Below are 24,465 nucleotides of genomic sequence, written 5' to 3'. Positions count from 1 at the left end.
GGTGGTCGAGTTCAAGCTGAAGACCTTTGGCGGACTGGATCCCAAGGCCCTGCAGGAAGAATGAACCGCCAGGGCTCGCAGGGCTGGGAACTGGTCAACACCGTGGTGCCCGCCGCCTATTACGGGCTGACGTTGATCTTCAAACGCCAGGCCTGATGGCATGGCGTGCTCACCCAAGGGGAACTGACATGCAGAAGGACATCCCGGTCGCACCGCTGGCCGGCATCGCCTGGCTCGGGCTGTGGTTGCCGATGCTGCTGGCTGCGGGCGTGATCATCGGCGTGGCGGTCATGCCCGCCCAGACCACGCCGGCGCACGGGCTGCTGCTCGCCCTGCCGCTGCTGATCGTGATCGGCGCCGGACTGAGCTGGGCCGCCCGCAGGCGCCGCATCGTGCTGTCCAATCGCGACCTGCAGATCACCGCGACCCTGTACCGCAAACAGGTACCGGTCGAAGCGATCGACCTGGACAACGCGCGCGTGGTCAGCCTGGACGAGCACACCGAACTGCGGCCGATGGTGAAGACCAATGGCTTCACCCTGCCCGGCTTTTCCGCCGGTCACTACCGCATGCGCAACCTGGCCAAGGCGTTCTGCCTGGTCACCGATCGCTCGCGCGTGCTGGTGCTGCCGCTGCGCGATGGACTGACCCTGCTGCTCAGTCCGGAGAAGCCGCGCGAGCTGCTGGATCAGTTGCTTGAACTGGCAGGCCAACGCCCGGCTCGCTAAGCTGCGCCGATGCGCGCCCTGCCCCCCGTTCCGCTGAAGACCGCCCTGTTCAACACCGGCGCCATTGAACTGTGGCCTGCGCGGCTGCTGCGCGCGCGCGGCAATGGCGACGCGCGCATCCTGTCGCGCGCACGCTGGGTGTTGCGCCGCAAGCGCGACGGCCGCTATCTGGCGGCGGTGCTGGACAGCGGCGTGATGCCGTTGCTGCCCTCCCTGCCCCGCGAACCGGGCCTGGAAGCGGCGATGGATCGCTTGGAACAGATTGAGGCGGCCGCCGTGCCCGAGTGGCACGCCGCCGACCTGCCGCTGGATGGCTTGCGAGATCGCCTGCATGCGTTGGGCCTGGATGACAGCTACGGTGAGCGCACCGGCCTGGATCTGGTGGCCGAGCCGGATACGCTGGTGTTTGCGGATTTCGATCGCTATCGCCGCCCCTTGTGGCTGGAAGTGTCGGCAGCGCGCGCCTGGCTGGCGATGCGTGCAGCGGCCGCGCGCGACGGCGTAGTGCTGGAGTCGATCTCCGGCTACCGCAGCCACGATTACCAACTGGGCATCTTCGAACGCAAGCTGGCGCGTGGGCAGACGGTGGAGCAAATCCTGACCGTCAATGCCGCACCGGGTTACAGCGAGCATCATGGCGGCTGCGCGCTGGATATCGGCACGCCGGGCGAGCCGCCCGCAGAAGAAACCTTTGAAGGCACCGCCGCCTTTGCCTGGCTGAGCGAGCATGCCGGCGCGGCCGGTTTCGTCATGAGTTACCCGCGCGGCAATCCGCACGGCATCGTCTACGAACCCTGGCACTGGCGTTACGCCGGGCATGACGGCTGAGTCCGATCACGCAGGCATACCCGCTTCCAGCGCGCGCCGCGAGGCCTTGCGCACGCTCGGTCTGGCCGGCCTTGGCCTGCTGAGCGGCTGCGCTGACTCCAACGACGCCACGGCGCCGGCGTTCGTGGAAGACGTGGCGCGGATCGCGCCGATGCCGGTCGCCCGGATAGTCCGCCCTTCCGACACCGCCAGCGTGCAGGCGGCAGTGCGCTCTGCCGACAGCGCGATCAGCATCGGCGGTGCGCGCTACAGCATGGGCGGACAGATCGCCGCACGCGACTCGCTGCATCTGGACATGCGTGGCATGCGCCGCTTGATCTGGCTGGATCCGGCGCGCCAACGCGTGCGGGTACAGGCCGGCATGTGCTGGCGCGACCTGCTGGATCATCTGGACCCGCATGATCTGTCGCCGCGGATCATGCAGAGCTACAGCAATTTTTCGATTGGCGGGTCGGTGGCGGTGAACTGCCATGGCCGCTACGTCGGCGCCGGTCCGCTCGCGCATTCGTTGCGTGCGCTGCAGTTGGTGAGCGCCGACGGCAGCGTGCATGAACTGGATCGCCAACAATCTCCGGAACTGTTTGCGGCAGTCATTGGCGGCTACGGAGGCCTGGGTGTCGTCACCGAGGTGGAACTGGATCTGGCCGAGAACCAGCGCATGCAGCGCCATGTCGAACGCCTGCCGCTGGCCGACTATCCCGATTACTTCCGCAGCCAGGTGGCCGGTCGCGCGGACGTGCTGATGCACAACGCCGATCTGGTGCCGCCCCACTTCGACGCTCCGCTGGCGATCAGTTGGCGACGCAGCCAAGCCGCGCTGACGCATCCGCAGCGGCTGATCGCGCGCGGCCTGGACTACCACCGTGAGCGGAACCTGATCTGGGCGGTGTCCGAGCTGCCCGCCGGTGGCCTGCTGCGTGATCGTTTCCAGACCGAACGGCTGCTGCACGAGCCGATGGTGCAGCTGCGCAACCGCGAGGCGAGCCTGGATGCGGCCGCGCTGGAACCGCGCACCCGCCAGTTCTCGACCTATCTGCTGCAGGAGTACTTCATCCCGGTGGCCGGCTTCGGCTCGTTCGCGCGCTCGATGACCGCCATCCTGCAACAGCATCGTGTGCAGGCCTTGAACATTTCCATCCGGCATTCTCCGGCCGACCGCGACAGCCTGCTGGCGTGGGCGCGAGAAGAGGTGTTTTCCTTCGTGCTGTACCACAAGCAGGACGCCGGACAGGCAGCCGATGACAGGGCCGGCATATGGACCCGGCACTTGATCGACGCGGCGCTGCTGCATGGCGGCCGCTACTACCTGCCTTACCGCTTGCATGCCACGCGCGAGCAATTCCTGCGCGCCTATCCGGAAGCGCAGGCCTTTGCCACGCTCAAGCGGCAACTGGATCCGCAGCGGCGTTTCCGCAACCAGTTGTGGGACACGTACCTGCCGACTTGACGGGCACCGTGGCGGCCCCCACGCTTGCGCGCATCACGGCAGTGACGGAAGAACCTGCGAGCCCGGCCTGAATCCGGCGAGCGGCGCGCCGATCAATCCTGCGAACGCTTGGTAGCTTCCTTCGCGTCGCTGCCAAAGTCGGCAATCCGCCACAGGTACTGCGCCGCGTAGGTGCGATACGGACCCCAGCGCTCGCCGCGCGCCAGCAGTTCTTTGGGCGTGGGCGCGACCTCGAGCTTGTCGACGAACTGCGCGCCCTTGCGCACGCCCAGATCATCGATGGGAAACACATCCGGCCGGCCCAAGCGGAACATCAACATCATTTCCACCGTCCAGCGGCCGATGCCGCGGATCGGCACCAGCGCCTCGACGATGGCGTCTTCGCTCATCGTCGACATCTGCCGCAGGTTGGGAATCTCGCCGCGCTGTTCGCGCGCGGCCAGATCGCGCAGGGCCAGGCTCTTGTTGCCCGACACGCCGCAGGCGCGCAGGGCGACATCGTCAATCCGGCCCAGGGTGTCGTAGTGCAGGCGGGTGCTGCCGATGGCGGCTTCCACGCGGCCGACGATCGTGGCCGCGGCCTTGCCACTGAGCTGCTGGTACAGGATGGCCCGGGCCAGCGCATCGACCGGATCGAAAGCCTTCTTCCAGGTCGGCTGCGGTTCCAGGTAGCCAATCCGCTTCATCCACGTGCCGAGCTTGCGATCACGCCGGCTCAGATGATCGTAGGCCGCTTCGGTATCGAATCCGCGCGTATATCGGGGCATGTCGGCACTTACCGTCGCACGGCGTCAATGGCCCAGGCCAGCCAACCCAACATCAAGGCCGTGCCGCCGTAAGGGGCAAACGTGGTGGGTGTGCCGAGGAACACGGCCGCCGTCAGGCTGCCGGCAAACAGCAGCGTGCCCAGCAACAGCATGTACAGGCCAAGGCTGCCCAGTCGCCGCGTGGTGCTGGGCGCCAGCGCCGCCAGCGCCAGTCCGTGGCCGAACGCGAACAGGGCGGCGTTCTGCAGCCGTGACTGCATCAGCGGGTCCGCCAGGCCGTGCGCGGCATAGGCCGACAGGCCCACGGCGATGCCGGCCAGCAAGCCGCCGCACAGGGCCAGGAAAGAAGGTTTGCGTTGACGGCGGTCGTAGTGCATCGGCGCGGGTTCTCCGGCGGGGCGCGGTCAGGGTGTGCGGCACGAAAACAGCGGGCATAAAAAAACAGCGCGCCGCAGGAAGCGACGCGCTGTCTTTGTCAGCATGCGGAGAACCGCCGCCGGTTTACTTGATGGCCCAGTACAGATCGAACTCGGCGGTGCCGCTGTCGAAGGACGGGTCAACGCCGCTCTTCCACGATTCGTACGGACGCTCGACCACTTCGTAGCCGTTAGTGACGGCCCAGGCACGCATGGCGCTGCGCTGCGCATCCAGTTCGGCGACGAAGCCGGTGTACTTGGCGGTGGCCGAACGGTGTTCCTTGCCGACCACGTGGGTAACCGGGGCGCCCGAAGGAATGGTGACCTTCAGGGTGCCGGCGCTGGCGGCAGCGGCGGGCACGGCGACCGGCGGCTCTTCGCCTTCGGCGTTCTTCGGCGCACTGCCTGCCTTGCGGACCGGCTGGGCCACGTCGAAGGCGTACTTCTCGGTGCCGAAGTCGGTGGTGACGATGCGCAGCGGACCGGCGGCTTCCAGGCCATTGGCCTCCATCACGCGCTTGATCCATTCCTGGTTCGACTTGATCGAGGCCTTGATGGCTTCGTTGGTGCGGTCGATGTTGCCGGCGTTGACCACCAGCAGATCCTCGGCCGGCACGTCGACGATCTTCAGATCGGTCAGCTTGCTGCCTTCGGTGCGGTAGTCGAAGTTCGGCACGGTGGCCAGCATGTTGGTCAGCTTGGACAGGCCCGCCTTGACCGCGTCGCCGACGTGGCGGCTGACGTACATGCCGGCGTAACGGCCGACCAGGTTCCAGCCATAGGTCACTTCATACGACTGGGTGACCTTGACGTTGCGGTGGTTCTTGCCGGTCGGCTCGAGGTTGAAGACGGTCTTCTTGTCGGTGCCCAGCTTGCTGTCGGTGATCGCATACGCGATCTTGCCGGTGCCGCCGTTGGGAGCAGGACGCTCGTTTTCGACGATTTCCCAGCTGCCCTTGCCCCAGGCGCCGGTGGAGGTGTAGTCGACGCGGGCGCCGACACCGGCATGGCCTTCATCGCCGCCGGAATAGGAAAGCTCATTGGCCGCATGCGGAATCAGCGGGTTCCAGTCCTTCAATCGGCGCACGTTGTTCAGCGTGTCGAACACGATGGTCATACGGCGGTTGGTCTCGGCGCTTTCTTCCAGCGAACGCTTGGAAGGCAACACCAGGCCGATTACCAGAAACAGCGCCAGGACCAGCGCCAACGCAATCAGGAACTCGATCAAACGGGTCATTCAGGGAGTCTCCGGGGGCCGGTGCCTCGGCCATTGAAAATGTGCACCGCGCATCCTATCAGGCTTGAACCGTTCAGGGCAGCCCGTTTTCGCGGTCGATGACATCGTGCCATCGAAGCGGCGATTGAACGCTATTTTCACGCCACTCGCCGCGAAAATCGGGGCGTGGAGGCTTGCGAGAGGCAGGCGGCCTGTGCTTGGCAGGGCCGGTTTCTGCTCACCGGGCCGAGCCGGGCATGCCGCTGCTGCGCGGCATGCGGCCTGCCCCGCCACGACGTTCAGACCAACTGCAACTCGAAAGCCTTGAGCACGGCCCGGGTGCGATCGCGCACGCCCAGCTTGGACAGGATGTTGGAGACATGGTTCTTGATTGTCCCTTCGGCCACGCCCAGGGAATTGGCGATTTCCTTGTTGGAGAAACCGCTGGCCATCAGGCGCAGGATCTCGGTCTCGCGATCGGTCAGCGGGTCCGGCCGATCCAGGCTGACGAAGTCGTTGCGCATGTGCTCCAGGCCGGACAGCAGGCGCTGGGTCACCGCCGGCTGCACCAGCGAGCCGCCGTCGGCCACGGTGCGGATGGCGCCCACCAGCTGTTCCAGCGACACGTCCTTCAGCAGATAGCCCTTGGCGCCGGCCTTGAGCCCGGCCAGCACCAGCTGATCGTCGTCAAAGGTGGTCAGGATGATCGCCGGCGGCAGCTGGCCGGTGCGGGCCAGCGCCTGCAGCGCCTCCAGCCCGGACATCACCGGCATGCGCATGTCCATCAGCACCACGTCGGGCTTGATCTGCGGGATCAGTTCCACCGCCTGCTTGCCATCGCCGGCTTCGGCCACGACCTCGATGCCATCGTCCAGCGCCAGCAGGGAACGGATGCCCTGGCGAACCAGGGTTTGGTCATCGACCAGGCAAACACGGATCACGGACTACCTCCAGGGACTGTCTCGGACAGCGATTCGGGGAAGGATTCGGCATGCAGCGGCAGGATGCCGCCGGCGTTTTCAACTAAAGGCAGACGTATGGCCAGGCTGAAACCCTTCCCGGGCCGGGTTTCCAGGGTCAACTCGCCGCCGTACTGGGCCAGCCGTTCACGCATGCCGCGCAGGCCATTGCCGGCGACAGGGTGGTCGGCGCCGGCGCCATCGTCGCGTGCGTCGATCAGGATGTGTGTGCCCTGGCGGCGGCAATGGACCCACAGGTTGCGCGCGCCGGCGTGGCGCACCGCATTGGTGATGATTTCCTGGGTGCAGCGCAGCAGGACATGGGCGCGCTGGGGGTCATCGAGCATCAGCGGCTCCTCGATGTCCATGTGGATGGCCAGCGCCGGCACCTTTTCGGCCAGCGGCAGCAGGGCCGCGCCCAGGTCGATGGCGCCGCTGTCACGCAGCTGGCTGACGGCCTCGCGCACATCGGTCAGCAGCAGGCGCGCCAGGGTATGCGCCTGCCGCACATGTTCCTGCGCGCGACCTTCGGTGATGTGACCGGCCACTTCCAGGTTCAGGCTCAACGCGGTCAGGTGATGGCCGAGCAGATCATGCAGTTCGCGCGAGATGCGCGTGCGCTCGTTGACCCGTGCGCTTTCGGCCAGCAGCACCCGGGTGGCGCGCAGTTCGGCGTTGAGCCGTCGCTGTTCTTCCCGCGCCTCGGCCTGTTGCCGGGCCACATACGCGGTGATCAGCACGAACGCGGCGAAGCCCACGTAAAAGGCCGACTGGAACAGGGCTTCCCAGAAGTTGAAGTCTTCCAGCGCCATGAACGACCACACCAGCGGCGCATGCCCCAGCAACAACCAGGCGATGGCCAGGCGCAGGCTCAACAGCCACGGCAGTACGCCGGCCAGGATCACCATGAGCAGCGCGCTCAGGCCGGTGCGGCTGTAGAAACCCACCGCCACCGCGGTCAGGGTCAATACCAGCGCCAGTGGGATGTTCCAGGCGCTGTTCTGCGCACTGCGCGCGCCCAGCGAGCGGGTGGCGATCCAGTAGCAGATGCCGAAGGTGAAGTAGGCCAGCGCGGTCAGCGGAATGTTGACCTGCTGCCCGTCCGCGCCGGTGGGCGGTGGCAGGAACCAGACATTCAGGACGATCGGAATCCCGACCAGGGCCCAGGTGTACAGGCCGGTCGCGCGAAGCAATCGGGTGTGGCTCAGTCGTCCCAACATGACCGCATCTTAGGCGGAATCCGCCGCCGCGCCGCCCACCGAAAGTCATGGCCCCGGGATTTCCGGGCGCCAGCCGGAAAAAACCTCACACTCGCTCGGCCATGCGATAATCCCGCGCAGGCCGATTTCTGCGGCTGGCCTTCTCTGCAAGCCCGCAAGACCTCCCGCCCCGGAGCCGAGTAATGTCGATTGTCATCCGCGACGTGCGTGAGCACGAGCTGGATTCCGTTCTAGCCCTGAACAACAACGCCGGACTGGCGATCCTGCCGCTGGATTCGGCCAAACTGCACCGCTTCTACGAGCGGGCCGAGTATTTCCGCGTTGCCGAACGCGATGGCAACCTCGCCGGCTTCCTGGTCGGCTTCGGCTCCGCTTCCGATCACGACAGCAGCAACTTCGCCTGGTTCCGTGAGCGCTACCCGCAGTTTTTCTATATCGACCGCATCGTGGTGGCCAGCCGCCGTCGTGGCGGTGGCGTCGGCCGCGCGTTCTACGCCGACGTACAGAGCTTCGCCGAACTGCGCCATCCGCAGCTGGCCTGCGAAGTGTTCCTGGACCACGGCGCCGACCCGGCCCTGCTGTTCCATGGCAGCTTCGGCTTCCGCGAGGTGGGCCAGAACCTGATGCCGGAAGTGGGCGTGCGCGCCAGCATGCTGATGAAGGAACTGTGCAGCTACCCCTGGGTGCGCGAGACCTACGGCGACGACCTTCCCGATCTGCCCTGGGCGCGCACGCGCCAGCTGGCCGATGCACGCACCGAACGGCCGACCGGAACATGACTGGACGCATGAGCAGCCCTTCCGCTTCCCTCGACTACGAACAAGCCGGCGAACTGAAGATTGGCCAGGTGGGCATCGCCAACCTGCGCGTGCGTACGCTCGACGTGACCCAGCTGGTCCGCGAGATGCGCGAACGCGTCGAGCGTGCGCCCAAGCTGTTTGGTCGCGCCGCGGTCATCGTCGACTTTGGTGGCCTCAGCCGCACACCCGACCCCGACACGGCACAAGCCCTGATCGACGGCCTGCGCCAGGCCGGCGTGCTGCCGGTGGCGCTGGCCTACGGCACCCGCGAGATCGAACAGTTGGCCGAGCAGCTCGGCCTGCCCCTGCTGGCCAAGTTCCGCGCCCAGTACGAACCGGTCGGCGCATCTGCCGGCTCCGGCGCTGCAGGAGGGGCCGTAGGAGGGGCTTCAGCCCCGACATCAACCGCCACAGCCGACGCGCCAGCACGGCAAGCGGTCGCGGCTAAAGCCGCTCCTGCGCAAGCTGCACAGATCAAAGCCGCCCCGGCTTCCAAGCCCGGCCTGGTCCAGAAGACCCCGGTCCGATCCGGCCAGCAGCTTTACGCCGACAACCGCGATCTGACCGTGCTCAGCACCGTCGGCGCCGGCGCCGAAGTCATCGCCGACGGCTCGATCCATGTGTATGGTCCGCTGCGCGGACGCGCCCTGGCCGGCGCACAGGGCAATACGGATGCGCGGATTTTCTGCCGCGAATTCCACGCCGAGCTGGTGGCCATCGCCGGCCACTACAAGGTGATTGAAGAAGTACCCAAGGAACTGCGCGGCAAGGCCGTGCAGATCTGGCTGGACCAGGAAGAACTGAAAATTGCCGCGCTCGACTGAGCCGGCGCACCGACCAACCGAGAAGAAATCCAGGAGAACACCGTTGGCAGAAATCATCGTAGTCACGTCCGGCAAGGGCGGCGTGGGCAAGACCACCACCAGCGCCAGCCTCGCTTGCGGCCTTGCGCGTCGTGGCAAGAAAGTGGCCGTCATCGACTTTGACGTCGGCCTGCGCAACCTGGACTTGATCATGGGCTGCGAACGCCGGGTCGTGTACGACTTCGTCAACGTCACCCAGGGCGAAGCCACGCTCAAGCAGGCGCTGATCAAGGACAAGCGTTTCGAGACGCTGTACGTGCTGGCTGCCTCGCAGACGCGTGACAAGGATGCGCTGACCAAGGAAGGCGTGGAAAAAGTGCTGAAGGATCTGGCTGACGACGGCTTCGACTTCATCGTCTGCGACTCCCCCGCCGGCATCGAGAAGGGCGCGTTCCTGGCGATGTACTTCGCCGACCAGGCGGTGGTGGTGGTGAATCCGGAAGTGTCCTCGGTGCGCGACTCCGATCGCATCGTCGGCCTGCTGGATTCCAAGACCCGCCGCGCCGAAAACGGCCAGCCGCTCAAGACCAACCTGCTGCTGACGCGCTACAACCCGGCGCGTGTGGAAGGCGGCGAGATGCTGAGCATCAAGGACGTGGAAGACGTGCTGGGCCTGAAGGCCATCGGCGTGGTGCCCGAATCGGGCGACGTGCTCAATGCCTCCAACAAGGGCGAACCGGTGATCCTGGATCTGGAATCGCCCGCCGGCCAGGCCTACGACGATACCGTCGCGCGCCTGCTGGGCGAGGATCGCCCGATGCGTTTCACCTCGCTGGAGAAGAAGGGTTTCTTCAGCAAGCTGTTTGGAGGTTGAGGCATGGGTCTGTTCGATTTCCTCAAAGCCAAGAAGAACACCGCCGAAACCGCGAAGAATCGCCTGCAGATCATCATCGCGCAGGAGCGCACCTCGCGCGGCGGTCCGGACTACCTGCCGCTGCTGCGTCGCGAGCTGCTGGAAGTGATCAAGAAGTACGTCAACGTGGACGCCGACGCGGTCAAGGTGGACGTGATCAAGGACGGCGAGCACGACGTGCTGGACATCTCGGTGGCGCTGCCTGAAGGGCAGAGCTGACGACCACCGCCCTGCTCCCGCATGCGGGAGCGGGCACTCCGGTGTCGACTGCCGACATTCGACCTCGCCATGACTGATCCTGTCACTTCCGCCGCCGAAGCCTCTGTCCTGCGCGTCGGCCAATGCGACTTTGCCGCGCAATCCGCGCTGTTGGCGCTGTATGGCCTGCAGCTGCATCGCGTGGCCGCGGGCGAGAAGATTCCCGGCAGTTTCTGGGGCGAGCCGGAAGCCGGCGTGATCGCGCACAACGTCTACGTGCGCGACGACACGCCGATCCATTCGATGCTGCACGAAGCCTGCCATCTGATCGTGCTGACACCCGAACGGCGCGCGTCGGTGCATACCGATGCCACCGATTCGGACATCGAGGAAGACGCCACCTGTTACCTGCAGATCCTGCTCGCCGATGGCTTGCCCGGCGTGGGCCGCGATCGCTTGATGAGCGACATGGACGCCTGGGGTTACTCGTTCCGCCTGGGCAGCACGGCCAACTGGTTTGCCGGCGATGCCGAGGACGCGCGCCTGTGGCTGGGCGAACGCGACTTGCTGCGGCCGCGCTTCCCTCACTCCCACGCGGCCTAGGCGCGCGTGCCGGAGACGCTGGCAGCGTATCCCCCGCTCGGCCCGCACTGGCAGGGTCTGGTGGTCCTTGCACGAGGCGCCAATCGCCTGTGTGTGCGCGATCCCGCTGACGAAGCTGCCTGCTTGAAGTTCGAGCTGGCCGCGCACGAGCGCACCCAGGCCAGCCTGCGCGAACGCCTGCGCCGCGCCTGGGCGCAGCGCTGGGAATCGTTCGGCGAGAACGCGGTGGAATTGCGCGCTTACCGGCGTTTGCACGCCCGCTGGGGTGAGCAGACTCATGAAGTCTTCGCGCAATGCACCGGTCTGGTGGAGACGCGCTGGGGTCGCGCGCTGCGCTGCCTGCTGGTGCGCGAAGCCGACGGCCAACCCGCGCGCAGCCTGTATTCGCATCTGTTTGCGGGCACCGCGTATTCGGCCGGCGCGCTGTGCGCGGAAGTCGACCGCATCGAAGCCTGGCTGCTGGCGCGGCAGGTCCCTTTGTTCGACCTCAACGCCGGCAACTTTGTGGTCACCGACGTGGATGGCCATCCACGCCTGACCTGCGTGGACGGCAAATCCACGCTGTCCGGCAAGGAACTGTTGCCGCTGTCGCGCTGGATACCGCATTTGATGCGCCGCAAGATCCAGCGCCGCGCCGAGCGCTTGCGCCAGCGCATCCGCCGCGCCCTTGCAGAGCCCTCGCCGGCCCACTAGCCTTCCGGTTCCAGCGCCCGCGCGCCCGCCCGAGGAAGTCCAGTGAAGCACCGCCACCTCCTGCTTGCGATCGCCATCGGCGGCAGCCTGCTTGCCCTGTCCGCCTGCAAGAAGGACGAGCCAACGCCGGCCAGCGACGCGAAGTCGGCGCCGCAGGGCGAGACCGCGGACCAGTTCATCGCCCGCGTCAACGAAGAATACCGGGCCATGTATCCGGAGATGACCGCCTCGCAGTGGCTGTCAAACACCTACATCAATGACGACAGCCAGTTGCTGGAAGCCAAGTACAACGAACGCTTCCTGGCGCAGCTGAACCTGTGGATCGAGCAGGCACGCAAGTTCGAGGGCCAGAAGATGTCGCCGCAGACCGCGCGCGCCATCCAGCTGCTCAAGTTGATGACGTCGATGCCGGCGCCGAAAGATCCCGCCAAGCTCGCGGAACTCACCCAGATCGCCTCGCGCATGGGCGGCATGTATGGGGCCGGCAAGTACTGTACCGGCGAAGGCGATGCGCAGAAGTGCCGCGACCTGGGCCAGTTGGAAGACGTGCTGCGCAAGAGCCGCGACTACGACGCGCAGCTGGACGCGTGGCAGGGCTGGCACAGCGTGGCCCAGCCGATGCGCAAGGATTACACCCGCTTCGCCGAGCTGGTCAACGAAGGCGCCAAGGAACTCGGCTATGCCGACACCGGCGAGATGTGGCGCAGCGGCTACGACATGACCCCGGCCGAGATGTCCGCCGAAACCGATCGCCTGTGGGGCCAGGTCAAGCCGCTGTACGAGCAGCTGCACTGCTACACCCGCACCAAGCTGCAGGCCACGTATGGCGCCGACAAGGGCCAGGTCAACGGCATGCTACCCGCGCACCTGACCGGCAACATGTGGCAGCAGGACTGGGGCAACCTGTGGGACATCCTGCAGCCGTACAAGAATGCGCCCGATGCCAATATCAGCGACGCCTTGCAGACCCAGTACCAGGATGATTACGCCAAGGAACTGACCAAGGTCGGCCCCTCGCCCACGTCGACCCAGTTGTTCGAAGCTGATCGCGCCGCGCAGTTGCGCGTAGCCAAGCAGATGACCGAGCGGGCGCAGGATTTCTACGTCTCGATGGGCATGCCGCGCCTGCCCAAGAGCTACTGGGAGAAGACCCAGTTCATCAAGCCCCTGGATCGCGACGTGGTCTGCCACGCCAGCGCCTGGGACATGAACATGGCCGGCGACGTGCGCACCAAGATGTGCACCAAACCCAACGAGGAAGACTTCACCACCATCTACCACGAGCTCGGCCACGTCTATTACTACCTGGCCTACAACAAGCAGCCGCCGCTGTTCCAGAATGGCGCGCATGACGGCTTCCACGAGGCCATCGGCGACACCATGGTGTTGGCGATGATGACGCCGGAATACCAGAAGACCATCGGCCTGATCGGCGACGAGCCGCAAAACCACGACGCCCTGATCAACGCGCAGATGCGCATGGCCTTGGCCAAGGTGTCGTTCATGCCGTTCGGGCTGATGATCGATCGCTGGCGCTGGGGCGTGTTCGATGGCTCGATCAAGACGGGCGACTACAACAAGGCCTGGTGGGATCTGAAGGCCAAGTACCAGGGCGTGGCGCCGGTGACGGCGCGCGGCGAGGACTACTTCGATCCGGGCGCCAAGTACCACGTGCCGGGCAACACGCCGTACACGCGCTACTTCCTCTCGCACATCCTGCAGTTCCAGTTCTACAAGGGCCTGTGCGACGCTTCCGGCTACAAGGGTCCGCTGTACAACTGCAGCTTCTACGGCAACAAGGTGGCCGGCCAGCGCTACTGGGCGATGCTGGAGAAGGGTGCGTCGCAACCCTGGCAGGACACGCTGAAGGAAGTCACCGGCAGCGACAAGATGGACGCCAGCGCGGTGCTGGAATACTTCGCTCCGCTGCAGGACTGGCTCAAGCAGCAGAACGAAGGCCAGACCTGCGGCTGGCAACCGCCGGCGGAGAACGCCAGCGCGGCAGCGGCCACGCCGGCGCGCAAGCAGGGCTGAACCCATCGGGGACAGAGTGATGCAGCAAGAAAGGCCGGCAAAATGCCGGCCTTTCTCGTGGGGCGCAGCGGGTCAGGCGAGTGCGCTGGTCGGCCACGGCGCGCCTTAAGCTCGATGACGGAATTCGTCGATTGCGATGCCTAAGCAAGTCTGGCGAGTGTCTCTGCGATGCTCTGCTTGATCGGCGTGGTGGCGCGGCCGATCAGTTGGCTGAGCTGGCGACCATCATCGAACAAACCACCCTGTGCCGCGGCGGCATCGCTCTGCGCCAGGATGCCGGCCAACGGTGCCGGCAAGCCCAGTTGCAGAAGCGCGGCCTTGTAGTCCGCCTCGGGCAGATCCTGGTAAGCCACCGGCTTGTGCGCTTGGCGCGCAACTTCCGCCGCGTACTCGGCCAGAGTGAAGCTTTCATCGCCCGCCAGTTCGTAGATCCGGCCTGCGGGATCTTCGCTGGAAGCCAGCACGACGGCGGCGGCGTCCGCATAGTCAGCGCGACCGGCGGTGGACAACCTGCCCTCGCCTGCACTGCCCAACACGGCACCATGCTCGATCACACCGACCAACGCGGCCGTGTAGTTCTCGCTGTACCAGCCATTGCGCAGGAACACGAACGGGATTCCCGAATCGCGCAGCAACGCTTCGGTCTGGCGGTGTTCCTGGCCGAGCAGCAGCGGCGTGCTGTCGGCGCGCAGGATGCTGGTGTAAGCCAGCAACTTCACCCCTGCCCGCTGAGCCGCCTCGATGACGTTGCGATGCTGCGGCAGGCGCTGACCGACTTCGCTGGACGAAACCAGCAGCAGGCGATCCGCGCCCTGAAATGCGGCGTCCAGGCTTGCAGGCTTGGTGTAGTCGGCCTGCCGTACGTCGACGCCACGCGCCGCCAGGTCGGTCAGCTTGGCCGGATTCCGCGCAGTGGCGATGAGCTGTGCCGGCGGAACTTCGTTCAACAGGGCGGCAATCACCAGCGCGCCGAGTTGGCCGCTGGCGCCGGTCACCAGGATTTTGCCGGTGAAAGTGGACATGAGGACTCCTTGGTCTCAGATAAAGGCATGGTCTATTATTGAGACCTCCTCCAAATCCACAAGGAGGCAGTTTTTCCACCCTTGGTTACCTGCAAGGAACCTCATGAACGCCCACACCCTGCTGGCCGCCCGTTTTGCCGAATGGCAACAGGCCGAGTTCGATTCCAACCTGTGCCCGGTGCGTGACGTGCTCGATCAGATTGGCGACAAGTGGACCGTGTTGATCCTGCTCTCGCTGGTGGGCCAGCCACGCCGATTCAGCGCCATCCAGCGCGCCGTGCCCGATGTGTCCAAGCGCATGCTGACGCAGACGCTGCGCAACCTGGAACGCAACGGGATGATCGTGCGCGAGGTCTATCCGACCAAGCCGCCCAGCGTGGAGTACACGCTGGCGCCGCTGGCCGAGGATTTGCTGGAACCACTGGCCGGATTGTTGCGCTGGGCTGAAGCCAACCATGCGCGCATCCATGCCGCGCGGCGGCAGTTTGATACTGCCGCGGCGGCGTAGTCAGTGCAGCGGCGAAATGGCTGGCGCGTCGTCTTCGCTGGCTTTGGCTGACATGTCCTCAGCCTGCTTCTTGTCAAACTCTTCCAGGCTCATGCCCTGCGCCGCCGCTTCGATCACCGCGGTATCGCGCAGCTCATCGGAGAACATCAACCGCACCGGCTGACCCTTGGCCTCGTGCAGGGCGGCGGCGCGCTTGATCATCGCAAACACTTCGGCGGCGCTGTCGGAGCTGCCGACGATGCGGCCATCCATGCCCAGCACCCACACGCCCGCCTGGCGGACGATGCCGGCCAGCAGCTCCCCGGCAGGATTGCGCAGTTCGGCGTGCGGCTCGATCGCCGGGGCATCGGCGCGGGCGGCATTGCGTTCCTTGATGGCCCTGCGCTTCTTGGCGTCGCGGCGGGCTTTCGAATTCGTGGACATGAGGGTTACCTGTTCAATCAAATCTGGTCGGTCGGTTCCAGCGCGGCCGGTTGTTCCGGACATGGCACGGCGCGTTTGCTCATGCTCATCTCCCACCGCCACATGGCCCAGCCGGCAGCGCTCAATACGGCCGCGCCGAGGGCCAGGTGCAGGCCATGGTGGCTCAGCAGGGCCGAGACCACGCCCGCCAGGATGGTATTTACCACGAGGTTGCTGAAGGCTTGCAGCGACGATGCCGCACCACGCTGGCGCGGATACATGTCCAGGATCGCCAGGGTCAGGATCGGGAAGATCAGCGCCACGCCAAATGCCGACAGGCACATCGGCAAGACCGCCCAGGGAATGCTGATCGCATCACCGACCCAGGCGTTGTAGGCCACATTGCCCACGCTGGACAGGCCGATGCAGATGAAGCCAATCCGGGTCAGCTGGTTGCCGCTGATGCGCCCCGCCGCGCGGCCGGACACGAACGCGCCCAGGGTCATGCCGCCAATGGTCGGCAGGAACAACCAGGCGAATTGCTGTTCGTTGAGGTGCAGCAAATCCATCACGAAGGCCGGCGCCGAGGCGATGTACAGGAACAGCGCGCCAAAACTCAACGAGCCGGCCAATGCCAGGCGTTGGAAACGCGGATTCAGCGCGATGGCGAAGTAATCGCGCAGCAGATGTTTCGGCGCCACCCGCGCGCGCACCTGCGGCGGATGGGTTTCCGGCAGCCACACGCCCACCGTTACCAGCAGCAACAGCGAGAACGCCGCCAGGAACCAGAAAATCACCGGCCAGGCGCTGTAGCCCAGGATCCAGCCGCCGATGATCGGCGCGATGGCCGGGGCGATGCCGAAGATCATCGACACCTGGCTCATCAACCGCTGCGCATCGTCGCCATGCAGGACATCGCGAATGACCGCGCGTCCGACAATGAAACCCACGCCGGCGGAAAATCCCTGTAGCGCGCGGAACAGCAACAGCGTGGTCATGTCGGTGGCCAGGGCGCAGCCCACCGAGGCCAGCAGGAACACGCCCAGGCCGCCCAGGATCACCCGACGCCGCCCGAACGCGTCCGACAACGGCCCATGCACCAGGCTCATCACCGCGTAGGTCAGCAGGTACACGCTGATGACCTGCTGCATGGCCAGCTTGTCCACGCCCAGCTGGGCGCCCATCGCCGGGAAAGCCGGGAAGATGGTGTCGATCGAGAACGGCCCGAACATCGCCAATCCCCCCAGCAACAGGGCGAGGCGGCGGTGCGAGAGCGGCTTGCTGGGCGCGGTCATGGGCGGGTCGATTCGGATGGCTGGCAAGGGCCGCGGCGGCGGCGAGGCCCTGTTGGAGCGGCAAAACGGCCCGGCGCGCGCGCTGACGGGCCGCAGCGGGGGATGAACAGGGTCGAAGGGCGCCATGTTAGGGCAAAAGCGCGCCCGCCCCCAGCGGGCAATCGCTATAATCGCTCCCGCAACTGGTGGGAGAAGCGGGGCAACCCGCTGCCGAAGGCGCAAACGCCCGTAATCGCTCAGGCTCGATACCACCGCAGCTACAAACACTCTGGAGAGATCGGCCACCGCGCAAGCGGGCGCGCCGGCGCCGAAGGGGCACGAAGCAGGCGACCTCGTCCGCCGCTTCCAAACTCTCAGGCAAAAGGACAGAGGGGCGCCCCACGTGCATCCGCACGCCCGGCTTCATGCCTTTTCCGGACGCCCCTGCCCATGTCTCAGACTCCGTCTTCGCTTCGCGCCCTCGAGCACCACGACGCTTTCATCGAGCGCCACATCGGTCCCAACGACGCCGAGATCGCGCACATGCTGCGCATCGTTGGCCATGATTCGCTGGAGGCCATGACCGATGCGATCGTGCCGGCCAGCATCAAGTCCGCCGCCCAGCTCGCCCTGCCCGAGGCCATCAGCGAAGAAGAAGCGCTGGCCAAGATCCGCAGCGTGGCCGACCGCAACCAGGTCTTCCGCAGCTTCATCGGCCAGGGCTACTACGGCACGCATACGCCCAAGGTGATCCTGCGCAACATCCTGGAAAATCCGGCTTGGTACACCGCCTACACGCCGTACCAGGCGGAGATCTCGCAGGGTCGCATGGAAGCGCTGATCAACTTCCAGACCCTGGTGTCGGATTTGACCGGCATGGAAATCGCCAACGCCTCGCTGCTGGACGAAGCCACCGCCGCGGCCGAGGCGATGACCCTGGCCAAGCGTTCGGCCAAATCCAAGTCCAATGTGTTCTTCGTGCTCGACGGCGTGCATCCGCAGACGCTGGAAGTGCTGCGCACCCGCGCCGAGCCGCTCAACCTGACCGTGCAGGTGGGCAGCGCCGAAGAAGCACTGAATACCGACAGCTTCGGCGTGTTGATCCAGTACCCGGACAGCTTTGGTCACGTGGCCGATCACCGCGCGCTGGCCGATGCCGTGCATGCACGCCAGGGCCTGGTGGCCGTGGCCGCGGATCTGCTCGCGCTGACCTTGATCGCCGCCCCCGGTGAATGGGGCGCCGACATCGTGGTCGGCAACACCCAGCGCTTCGGCGTGCCGTATGGCTTTGGCGGCCCGCATGCGGCCTACATGGCCTGCCGCGACGCCTACAAGCGCTCGATGCCGGGCCGTTTGATCGGCGTGTCGATCGATGCCGATGGCAAGCCGGCGTACCGTCTGACCCTGCAGACCCGCGAGCAGCACATCCGCCGCGAGAAGGCCACGTCCAACATCTGTACCGCGCAGGTGCTGCTGGCGGTAATGGCCTCGATGTACGCCGTGTACCACGGTCCGGAAGGCCTGACCCGCATCGCCCGCCGCACCCATCGCCTGGCCGCGATCCTGGCCAGCGTGCTGCGCAACGCCAACGTCCAGGTGGACGCTGATTTCTTCGACACCCTGCATGTCAGCGGCATCGATGCCGCCGCCATCCACGCCAGGGCCCAGGCCGCCGGCATCAACCTGCGCGCCATCGACGCCGGCCGCGTCAGCATCAGCCTGGACGAAACCACCACCCGCGCCGACGTGATCGCGCTGGCCGCCGTGTTCGGCGCCCGCATCGACGACATCGACGCACTGGATGCCAGCACCGCCGACGCCCTGCCCGCCTCCCTGCTGCGTACCAGCAGCTTCCTGTCGCACCCGGTGTTCAACACCCACCACAGCGAACACGAACTGCTGCGCTACATGCGCTCGCTGGCCGACAAGGATCTGGCGATGGATCGCACGATGATCCCGCTGGGCAGCTGCACCATGAAGCTCAACGCCACCGCCGAGATGATTCCGGTGACCTGGCCGGAGTTCGGCAACCTGCACCCGCTGGCGCCGGCCGATCAGGCGCTGGGCTACAAGGAGCTGATCGAAGGCCTGGAAGCCATGCTGGTGGAGTGCACCGGCTATGACGCGGTCAGCCTGCAGCCCAACTCCGGCGCTCAGGGCGAGTACGCCGGCCTGCTGGCCATCCGCGCCTACCACCGCGCGCGCAACGAGCCGCAGCGCGACATCTGCCTGATTCCCGAATCCGCCCACGGTACCAACCCGGCCAGCGCGCAGTTGTGCGGCATGCAGGTGGTGGTGACCAAGTGCGACAGCAACGGCAACGTGGACGTGGAAGACATCCGCCGCGCCGCCGAGAAGTACAGCGATCGCCTGGCCGCGATCATGATCACCTACCCGTCCACGCATGGCGTGTTCGAAGAGGACGTGGTGGAGATCTGCAAGATCGTCCATCAGCATGGTGGCCAGGTGTACACGGACGGCGCCAACATGAATGCCCTGGTCGGCGTGGCCAAGCCAGGTCATTGGGGTTCGGACGTTTCGCACCTCAACCTGCACAAGACCTTCTGCATTCCGCATGGCGGCGGTGGTCCCGGCGTCGGCCCGTGCGCGGTCAAGTCGCACCTGGCGCCGTTCCTGCCGCGCACCTACGGTGCCGAAGGTGACGTGGGCATGGTTTCGGCGGCGAGCTTCGGCAGCGCCAGCATCCTGCCGATCAGCTGGATGTACATCACCCTGATGGGCGCCACCGGCCTGCGCAAGGCCACCCAGGTGGCGCTGCTCAATGCCAACTACGTGGCCAAGCGCCTGGCGCCGCATTACGAGACGCTCTACACCGGCCGCAACGGTCTGGTGGCGCACGAGTGCATCCTGGACCTGCGCCCGATCAAGGACGTCACCGGCATCAGCGCCGAGGACGTGGCCAAGCGCCTGATCGATTTCGGCTTCCACGCGCCCACGTTGAGCTTCCCGGTGGCCGGCACGCTGATGGTCGAACCGACCGAGAGCGAGTCGCTGCATGAGCTGGATCGCTTCATCGACGCGATGATCCAGATCCGCGAGGAAATCCGCGCGGTCGAAGACGGTCGCCTGGATCGCGAGGACAATCCGCTCAAGCACGCACCGCACACCGCGATGCAGGTCAGCGCCAGCGAATGGACCCACGCCTATCCGCGTGAGCTGGCGGCCTTCCCGCTGCCCAGCCTGAAGCAGCAGAAGTACTGGCCGCCGGTGGCGCGCGTGGACAACGTGCACGGCGACAAGAACGTGTTCTGCAGCTGCATTCCGGTGGAAGCGTTCGCCGGCGAAATTGAAGCCTTCAGCGAACCCAACGTGATGTAAGCATGGCCGTTTCGGCGTGCGTAAGACGAGCCCCGCGAATGCGGGGCTTTTCTTTGCCTTATCGACTTTACATTTGCGTGCGACCTACAACGACTTGAGCGTGTTCACAAAGTACGCCTCGGTCATCGGGATCAGTTCGATGTCAGTCGTCATGCCGCGCCATGCTACACGCGCGGGGGACGACGGCGTTCCAGTTCCACCGGCACGGCGGGCAAATTGTCGTCGCTGAGTGCACTGAACTGGCAGAACACCGCGTCGTAGGCCGCCACTTCTTCCTGGAAGCTGCAGGCGCTGCGGAACGGATTGCGTGCGGACAGCTTGTGCGCCACGGTGCGCAGCTGTTCGCCATCGGGATGGGTCTGGACCATGGCCGCCAGCCAGACGGTCAAGGCTTCGAGCTGGCCGATGGCGCGGGCATCGGTGGCCTCCAGGCGACTGAGGCAATTCTTTATCTGCGCGTCCGAATACATGAGCATGAGCAACGATCTTCACTGAGAGGGATGCCATCCGCCCCTGTCACGCGATGGCTTGTCTGCTCTCACGCAGCGGCCGCATGCCAGCGGCCAGCCCCACCGCGGTTCCCTGCCATCAGTCATGCGGCATTGTGGCGGCTGAACGAATCAGCCGCCCTGTTCAGGCCGGGGCGCATTGCATCGAACCGGCATGGCGATCGCCGCGCCGGCCCCCGTTGGCGTGACGTGCGCCCTCAGTGCCGCAGGTTCACTTCGGCGACCTTGTCCTTGTAGTCCTTCTTGGGATCCGCGCCGAACAGCATCTTCACCCCGGCTACCAGGCTATGCTCGTTGAGCCAGACTTCCGCCTTTTCCGGATCAAAGCGCAGCAGCGCGATCTTGGGATCATCCTTGCCTTCGTACCAGGCGGCGATGAAGGGATTCCACAAGCGCTCGATGACGGCACGATCGGTGTGCTGCACCAGCGAGCCATTGATGCTTGCGAACAGGTCATGGCCCTTGGAGGCGAACGCGGCAATGGCACGCTCAGGTGCGCTGACGCGCTGGACCAACGCATTGTCGGTGGACGTGAAGAACCAGATGGGCCCATGGCCCTTTTCCTCGAACTGCGCCGTCATCGGCCGCGTGTGGCCATCTTCGGCACCGTCCAGCCCCAGCATGACGGTCATGTCGGACTTCAGCGCCTTCCACAATTTTTCTTCCAGTTCCTGCGGCGTATGCATGGGTTCGCTCCCGATGAGTGAAGCTTCACCGTAAGCGTGGTCACGTCATGTGCCTGTCAAGTTCGGGTTATCCGATTCGTCACGCGCGCGGCGGATGAGTGGATTACATCGCCACGTGCTGCGACGAGCCCGTGCTCACTTTCAGCCAACGCTCGACGGTGTCGGCGGAATCGCCGACCTGCTCGATCGCCGTGCGCAGTTGTCGTTCGGAAATGCAGAACGTCGTCACCCAGTGCTGGACGTCCTGCGGATCACTCAGATCGACGCGCCGCGGCGCGTCCAAAGGCGAGACGAGCGAATCGACCGACATGGGAGTTCTCCTGATGACGGACTCTTCTTACGATCCGGCGTGTGGTGACGCCGTCAAGACGGGTATTTGACGGAGCGGAATCCAATCGGCTCAATGACTTGGCGGGGTATTTCCCGCGCTGGCGGCGCCCTGGGGCGGTCCCTGTGCGTCGGGTAGCGGCAGCGGCGCTTGAACGAATCAATAACCGTGCGGGAGTTATAGGCATACCACTTTGCGGCTGGCGTCAAGCCGCTCCTAGCATCGTCGTGAGCCCGGCAGTACGTGCCGTGTACATGACCACATCAGTCGAGGTCTGAACCGATGCTTCTCCCTGTCGTCGCCCATCACATCGAAGTCTGCAATGCCACGCGCAGCCGTGTCCTTTCTACCGTCACGAAGTCCAGCCAGCGCTATCACACGGTGGCTGGCATCGCGCAGGCCACGCAACTCAATCCCCGCGCCGTAGAGCAGATCCTTGAATCCAGTCCGTGCATCAGGCGATCGTTCGTGCTGACGCCAACTGGCATCCACTGGTACGCGGCAAAAAAGAAGGTCTCGCTGCTGGCGGATCTTTGGATGGGCTTTCGCGCCGTCAACAGTCTGAAATACGGAACCTGGCGTTGAATGGTTGGGAAGCATTCGGGCTGGGCATCGCAGGCGGACTGACCAGCGAGATGCATGCGTTGTATCGCTATCGCAAACACGCGCTCGCGCGTCGGCCCGACTGGATCAGGTCGCCCTTCTATTGGTTTTCGACACTGCCTATCGTGCTCGCCGGCGGCGGCGTCGTTTCGCTTTACCTGGCGTCAGGTGTCGCCATCAGTCCGGTCATGGCGCTGCATCTTGGCTTGGCGACACCCAGTCTCATCGGTGCGTTCACCACGATGGCTGACTAGCGCCTTCCTGCCCTTGCTGGGCAATGGAGATTCAGCCCCGCAGCTTCAGCGTCGGCTGCTCGTCCAGCGTGCCATCTTCCTGGATCACCACGAAGCGGCTGGCATCCTGGTTGAACAACACCGGGATGGGGGCCTGGAACAGCGGGCGACGGACAAAGTGCAGGTACCAGCGGAATTGCTCCATGGTCTGCAAGGTGGCCAGCTGCGGCGGGGTCAGGCCAGCGCGCTGGACAGCCGCGTCGATTGCGACAGGTTTCCGTCGCTCGGGAGTACGCGCCGGCTGCACGATCGGCCGCGCGGGCATCTCCCAGGCGACGGGGGAATCAGGGGTAACACCTTGGTTTTGAAGTTCCAGCATTCTCGAAACACTCCACGCAACGCATCCCTCCCTGGTCTGCTTCTCTGGCTGGCGGCCTGGGGGGCGGGCCAGCGGGCTCGTTAAACATGATGCAAGGCACATGCCAGACCCGGGCTGAAGAAAAAAAGCCCCGCATCCGCGGGGCTTTTCCATTCAGGTCAAGCGGCCCCGCGAATCAGGCAAACGGGTCCTGAAGGACCATGGTGTGGTCGCGATCCGGACCGGTGCTGACGATGGAGATCGGGCAACCCGCCAGTTCTTCCAGTGCGCGCAGATAGGCGCGGGCAGCCGGCGGCAGTTCTTCCCAGCTGGTGATGCCATGCGTGTTCTCGCTCCAGCCCGGGAATTCCAGGTACACGGGGGTGCACTCTTCCCAGCCCTGCGCGTCCAGCGGGGCGTACTCGCTGCGCTTGCCGCGGTATTCGTAGGCGATGCAGACCTTGAGCTTTTCCATGCCATCGAGCACGTCCAGCTTGGTGATGCACAGTCCGCTGATGCCATTGATCTGCACGGCGCGCTTGAGCGCCACGATGTCCATCCAGCCGCAGCGACGCGGGCGACCCGTGGACGCACCGTACTCGGCGCCACGGTCACGGATGCCCTGGCCGATTTCGTCGTCCAGCTCGGTCGGGAACGGACCGCCACCCACGCGGGTGGCATAGGCCTTGGCAATGCCCAGCACATAGTCGATCGCGTCCGCGCCTACGCCGCTGCCGGCCAGCGCTCCACCCACGGTGGTGTTGGACGAGGTGACATAGGGATAGGTGCCATGGTCGATATCCAGCAGCGCGCCCTGCGCGCCTTCAAACAGCACGCGCTTACCCTGCTTGCGCAGGTCATGCAGGATGCCGGCCACATCGGACTTCATCGGCTGCACGTAGTCGCCAAAGGCCAGTGCTTCGTCGTAGACCTGTTGGTAGTCCACGGCGTCCACGCCCAGGTACTTGGTCAGCACGAAGTTGTGGTAATCGAGCGCGGTGCGCAGTTTTTCCGCCAGCTGATCCGGGTAATGCAGGTCGGCGATGCGGATGCCGCGACGCGCCACCTTGTCTTCGTAGGCCGGGCCGATGCCGCGACCGGTGGTGCCGATGGCCTTGCCGCCGGCGGCCTTCTCGCGCGCCTGATCCAGGGCGATGTGGTACGGCATGATCAGCGGCGCGGCCGGGGAAATCTTCAGGCGCGAGCGCACGTCGATGCCGCTGACTTCCAGTTCTTCGATTTCCTTCTTCAGCGCGGCCGGGCTGATCACCACACCATTGCCAATCAGGCACAGCGCGTCGGGACGCAGGATGCCGGAGGGAATCAGGTGCAGCACGGTCTTCTTGCCGTTGATGACCAGGGTGTGGCCGGCGTTGTGACCGCCCTGGAAACGGACGACCGCACCGATTTCCTCGGTAAGCAGATCGACGATCTTGCCTTTGCCTTCATCGCCCCATTGGGCTCCAAGCACGACAACTGACTGACCCATGACGGGTGACTCCTGCGAAATGGCGGCCATCGGGGCCGCTGGAAAGGGTGCGCCCGGGGCCATCGAGACAGATGCCGGCGCGCTCCATC

Annotated in this window: 28 protein-coding genes and 1 riboswitch; of the genes, 15 read left to right on the top strand and 13 right to left on the bottom strand. The window is 65.4% G+C overall.

Translation table 11 applies throughout. From position 1 onward, the window contains the following. Window positions 1-60 precede the first annotated feature (60 nt). Genes B5X78_RS18490 through B5X78_RS14620 form a run of 4 tightly spaced genes read left to right on the top strand, consistent with a single transcriptional unit; the run spans window position 61 to window position 3,003 of the window. Window positions 61-156, top strand: a complete 96-nt coding sequence (locus tag B5X78_RS18490; RefSeq protein ID WP_139381577.1) for a DUF4177 domain-containing protein — start codon at window positions 61-63, stop codon at window positions 154-156. Between the two features lie 32 nt (window positions 157-188). Then, window positions 189-728, top strand: a complete 540-nt coding sequence (locus tag B5X78_RS14630) for a PH domain-containing protein (protein WP_079725237.1) — start codon at window positions 189-191, stop codon at window positions 726-728. Between the two features lie 9 nt (window positions 729-737). After that, window positions 738-1,556 carry a M15 family metallopeptidase gene (locus tag B5X78_RS14625; RefSeq protein WP_079725236.1) on the top strand — a complete coding sequence of 273 codons (819 nt, stop codon included), beginning with the start codon at window positions 738-740 and terminating at the stop codon, window positions 1,554-1,556. Beyond that, window positions 1,546-3,003 (top strand): FAD-binding oxidoreductase, encoded by a 1,458-nt coding sequence (locus B5X78_RS14620; protein ID WP_079725235.1) that lies wholly within the window; start codon window positions 1,546-1,548, stop codon window positions 3,001-3,003. Before B5X78_RS14625 ends, B5X78_RS14620 begins: the two co-directional genes overlap by 11 nt. Before the next feature lie 92 nt (window positions 3,004-3,095). Here the strand turns inward: B5X78_RS14620 and B5X78_RS14615 are convergent, their stop codons facing one another. From B5X78_RS14615 to B5X78_RS14595, 5 genes are all read right to left on the bottom strand, one after another. Continuing rightward, window positions 3,096-3,770 (bottom strand): DNA-3-methyladenine glycosylase family protein, encoded by a 675-nt coding sequence (locus tag B5X78_RS14615; protein ID WP_079725234.1) that lies wholly within the window; start codon window positions 3,768-3,770, stop codon window positions 3,096-3,098. A gap of 8 nt (window positions 3,771-3,778) precedes the next feature. After that, window positions 3,779-4,147, bottom strand: a complete 369-nt coding sequence (locus B5X78_RS14610) for a DUF423 domain-containing protein (protein WP_079725233.1) — start codon at window positions 4,145-4,147, stop codon at window positions 3,779-3,781. A gap of 124 nt (window positions 4,148-4,271) precedes the next feature. Then, entirely contained in the window at window positions 4,272-5,423 is a 1,152-nt protein-coding gene (locus B5X78_RS14605; RefSeq protein WP_079725232.1) for a polyketide cyclase, read from the bottom strand. A gap of 278 nt (window positions 5,424-5,701) precedes the next feature. Next, a complete protein-coding gene (locus B5X78_RS14600; RefSeq protein ID WP_079725231.1) occupies window positions 5,702-6,343 on the bottom strand; it encodes a response regulator in 642 nt (213 codons plus the stop codon). Continuing rightward, entirely contained in the window at window positions 6,340-7,581 is a 1,242-nt protein-coding gene (locus B5X78_RS14595) for a sensor histidine kinase (protein ID WP_079725230.1), read from the bottom strand. Before B5X78_RS14595 ends, B5X78_RS14600 begins: the two co-directional genes overlap by 4 nt. Before the next feature lie 182 nt (window positions 7,582-7,763). Here B5X78_RS14595 and B5X78_RS14590 point away from each other — a divergent pair, with 182 nt between their 5' ends. From B5X78_RS14590 to B5X78_RS14560, 7 genes are all read left to right on the top strand, one after another. After that, entirely contained in the window at window positions 7,764-8,360 is a 597-nt protein-coding gene (locus B5X78_RS14590; RefSeq protein ID WP_079725229.1) for a GNAT family N-acetyltransferase, read from the top strand. Between the two features lie 8 nt (window positions 8,361-8,368). Beyond that, window positions 8,369-9,205, top strand: coding sequence for a septum site-determining protein MinC (gene minC, locus B5X78_RS14585; protein ID WP_079725228.1), 837 nt, complete (start codon window positions 8,369-8,371; stop codon window positions 9,203-9,205). Between the two features lie 43 nt (window positions 9,206-9,248). Beyond that, window positions 9,249-10,058 (top strand): septum site-determining protein MinD, encoded by an 810-nt coding sequence (gene minD, locus B5X78_RS14580; RefSeq protein ID WP_079725227.1) that lies wholly within the window; start codon window positions 9,249-9,251, stop codon window positions 10,056-10,058. Window positions 10,059-10,061: 3 nt separating this feature from the next. After that, window positions 10,062-10,316 (top strand): cell division topological specificity factor MinE, encoded by a 255-nt coding sequence (gene minE, locus B5X78_RS14575; RefSeq protein ID WP_079725226.1) that lies wholly within the window; start codon window positions 10,062-10,064, stop codon window positions 10,314-10,316. Window positions 10,317-10,385: 69 nt separating this feature from the next. Beyond that, window positions 10,386-10,898: a hypothetical protein gene (locus B5X78_RS14570; protein WP_079725225.1), complete on the top strand. Its 513-nt coding sequence runs from the start codon at window positions 10,386-10,388 to the stop codon at window positions 10,896-10,898. A 60-nt stretch (window positions 10,899-10,958) separates the two neighbouring features. Further along, window positions 10,959-11,591 (top strand): YrbL family protein, encoded by a 633-nt coding sequence (locus B5X78_RS14565; protein WP_176140878.1) that lies wholly within the window; start codon window positions 10,959-10,961, stop codon window positions 11,589-11,591. A gap of 42 nt (window positions 11,592-11,633) precedes the next feature. Beyond that, window positions 11,634-13,625 (top strand): M2 family metallopeptidase, encoded by a 1,992-nt coding sequence (locus tag B5X78_RS14560; protein ID WP_079725223.1) that lies wholly within the window; start codon window positions 11,634-11,636, stop codon window positions 13,623-13,625. Window positions 13,626-13,765: 140 nt separating this feature from the next. On the opposite strand, the gene B5X78_RS14555 is transcribed toward B5X78_RS14560, so the two are convergent. Beyond that, the gene (locus B5X78_RS14555) at window positions 13,766-14,647 is read right to left on the bottom strand and encodes an SDR family oxidoreductase (RefSeq protein ID WP_079725222.1); all 882 of its coding nucleotides are present in this window, start codon (window positions 14,645-14,647) and stop codon (window positions 13,766-13,768) included. A 103-nt stretch (window positions 14,648-14,750) separates the two neighbouring features. Here B5X78_RS14555 and B5X78_RS14550 point away from each other — a divergent pair, with 103 nt between their 5' ends. After that, window positions 14,751-15,155 carry a winged helix-turn-helix transcriptional regulator gene (locus tag B5X78_RS14550; protein WP_079725221.1) on the top strand — a complete coding sequence of 135 codons (405 nt, stop codon included), beginning with the start codon at window positions 14,751-14,753 and terminating at the stop codon, window positions 15,153-15,155. Here the strand turns inward: B5X78_RS14550 and B5X78_RS14545 are convergent, their stop codons facing one another. Continuing rightward, window positions 15,156-15,578 carry a hypothetical protein gene (locus B5X78_RS14545; RefSeq protein ID WP_079725220.1) on the bottom strand — a complete coding sequence of 141 codons (423 nt, stop codon included), beginning with the start codon at window positions 15,576-15,578 and terminating at the stop codon, window positions 15,156-15,158. Between the two features lie 17 nt (window positions 15,579-15,595). After that, the gene (locus B5X78_RS14540; protein ID WP_079725219.1) at window positions 15,596-16,852 is read right to left on the bottom strand and encodes a multidrug effflux MFS transporter; all 1,257 of its coding nucleotides are present in this window, start codon (window positions 16,850-16,852) and stop codon (window positions 15,596-15,598) included. 258 nt (window positions 16,853-17,110) lie between these two features. Continuing rightward, window positions 17,111-17,231: riboswitch (glycine riboswitch) on the top strand. A 50-nt stretch (window positions 17,232-17,281) separates the two neighbouring features. On the opposite strand from B5X78_RS14540, the gene gcvP reads away from it, so the two are divergent. Continuing rightward, window positions 17,282-20,170: an aminomethyl-transferring glycine dehydrogenase gene (gcvP, locus tag B5X78_RS14535; RefSeq protein WP_079725218.1), complete on the top strand. Its 2,889-nt coding sequence runs from the start codon at window positions 17,282-17,284 to the stop codon at window positions 20,168-20,170. Window positions 20,171-20,334: 164 nt separating this feature from the next. Here the strand turns inward: gcvP and B5X78_RS14530 are convergent, their stop codons facing one another. From B5X78_RS14530 to B5X78_RS14520, 3 genes are all read right to left on the bottom strand, one after another. Beyond that, a complete protein-coding gene (locus B5X78_RS14530) occupies window positions 20,335-20,646 on the bottom strand; it encodes a hypothetical protein (RefSeq protein ID WP_139381576.1) in 312 nt (103 codons plus the stop codon). A gap of 230 nt (window positions 20,647-20,876) precedes the next feature. Next, entirely contained in the window at window positions 20,877-21,365 is a 489-nt protein-coding gene (locus B5X78_RS14525) for a pyridoxamine 5'-phosphate oxidase family protein (protein WP_079725216.1), read from the bottom strand. Between the two features lie 103 nt (window positions 21,366-21,468). Next, on the bottom strand, window positions 21,469-21,675 hold the full coding sequence (locus tag B5X78_RS14520; RefSeq protein WP_079725215.1) for a DUF3606 domain-containing protein: 207 nt from the start codon (window positions 21,673-21,675) through the stop codon (window positions 21,469-21,471). A 300-nt stretch (window positions 21,676-21,975) separates the two neighbouring features. On the opposite strand from B5X78_RS14520, the gene B5X78_RS14515 reads away from it, so the two are divergent. Both B5X78_RS14515 and B5X78_RS14510 read left to right on the top strand, forming a co-directional pair. Then, window positions 21,976-22,278: a hypothetical protein gene (locus tag B5X78_RS14515; protein ID WP_079725214.1), complete on the top strand. Its 303-nt coding sequence runs from the start codon at window positions 21,976-21,978 to the stop codon at window positions 22,276-22,278. After that, window positions 22,275-22,550, top strand: coding sequence for a hypothetical protein (locus tag B5X78_RS14510; protein ID WP_079725213.1), 276 nt, complete (start codon window positions 22,275-22,277; stop codon window positions 22,548-22,550). Before B5X78_RS14515 ends, B5X78_RS14510 begins: the two co-directional genes overlap by 4 nt. Window positions 22,551-22,581: 31 nt before the next feature. Here B5X78_RS14510 and B5X78_RS14505 read toward each other — a convergent pair whose 3' ends face one another. Both B5X78_RS14505 and B5X78_RS14500 read right to left on the bottom strand, forming a co-directional pair. Further along, window positions 22,582-22,854: a hypothetical protein gene (locus tag B5X78_RS14505; protein ID WP_079725212.1), complete on the bottom strand. Its 273-nt coding sequence runs from the start codon at window positions 22,852-22,854 to the stop codon at window positions 22,582-22,584. 229 nt (window positions 22,855-23,083) lie between these two features. After that, on the bottom strand, window positions 23,084-24,376 hold the full coding sequence (locus B5X78_RS14500) for an adenylosuccinate synthase (RefSeq protein WP_079726213.1): 1,293 nt from the start codon (window positions 24,374-24,376) through the stop codon (window positions 23,084-23,086). Between the last annotated feature and the right edge of the window lie 89 nt (window positions 24,377-24,465).

Source organism: Pseudoxanthomonas indica, assembly GCF_900167565.1.
Classification (GTDB): domain Bacteria; phylum Pseudomonadota; class Gammaproteobacteria; order Xanthomonadales; family Xanthomonadaceae; genus Pseudoxanthomonas_A; species Pseudoxanthomonas_A indica.
The sequence above is the reverse complement of the archived record's forward strand: the minus strand, read 5'-3'. Positions and strand labels throughout refer to the sequence as shown.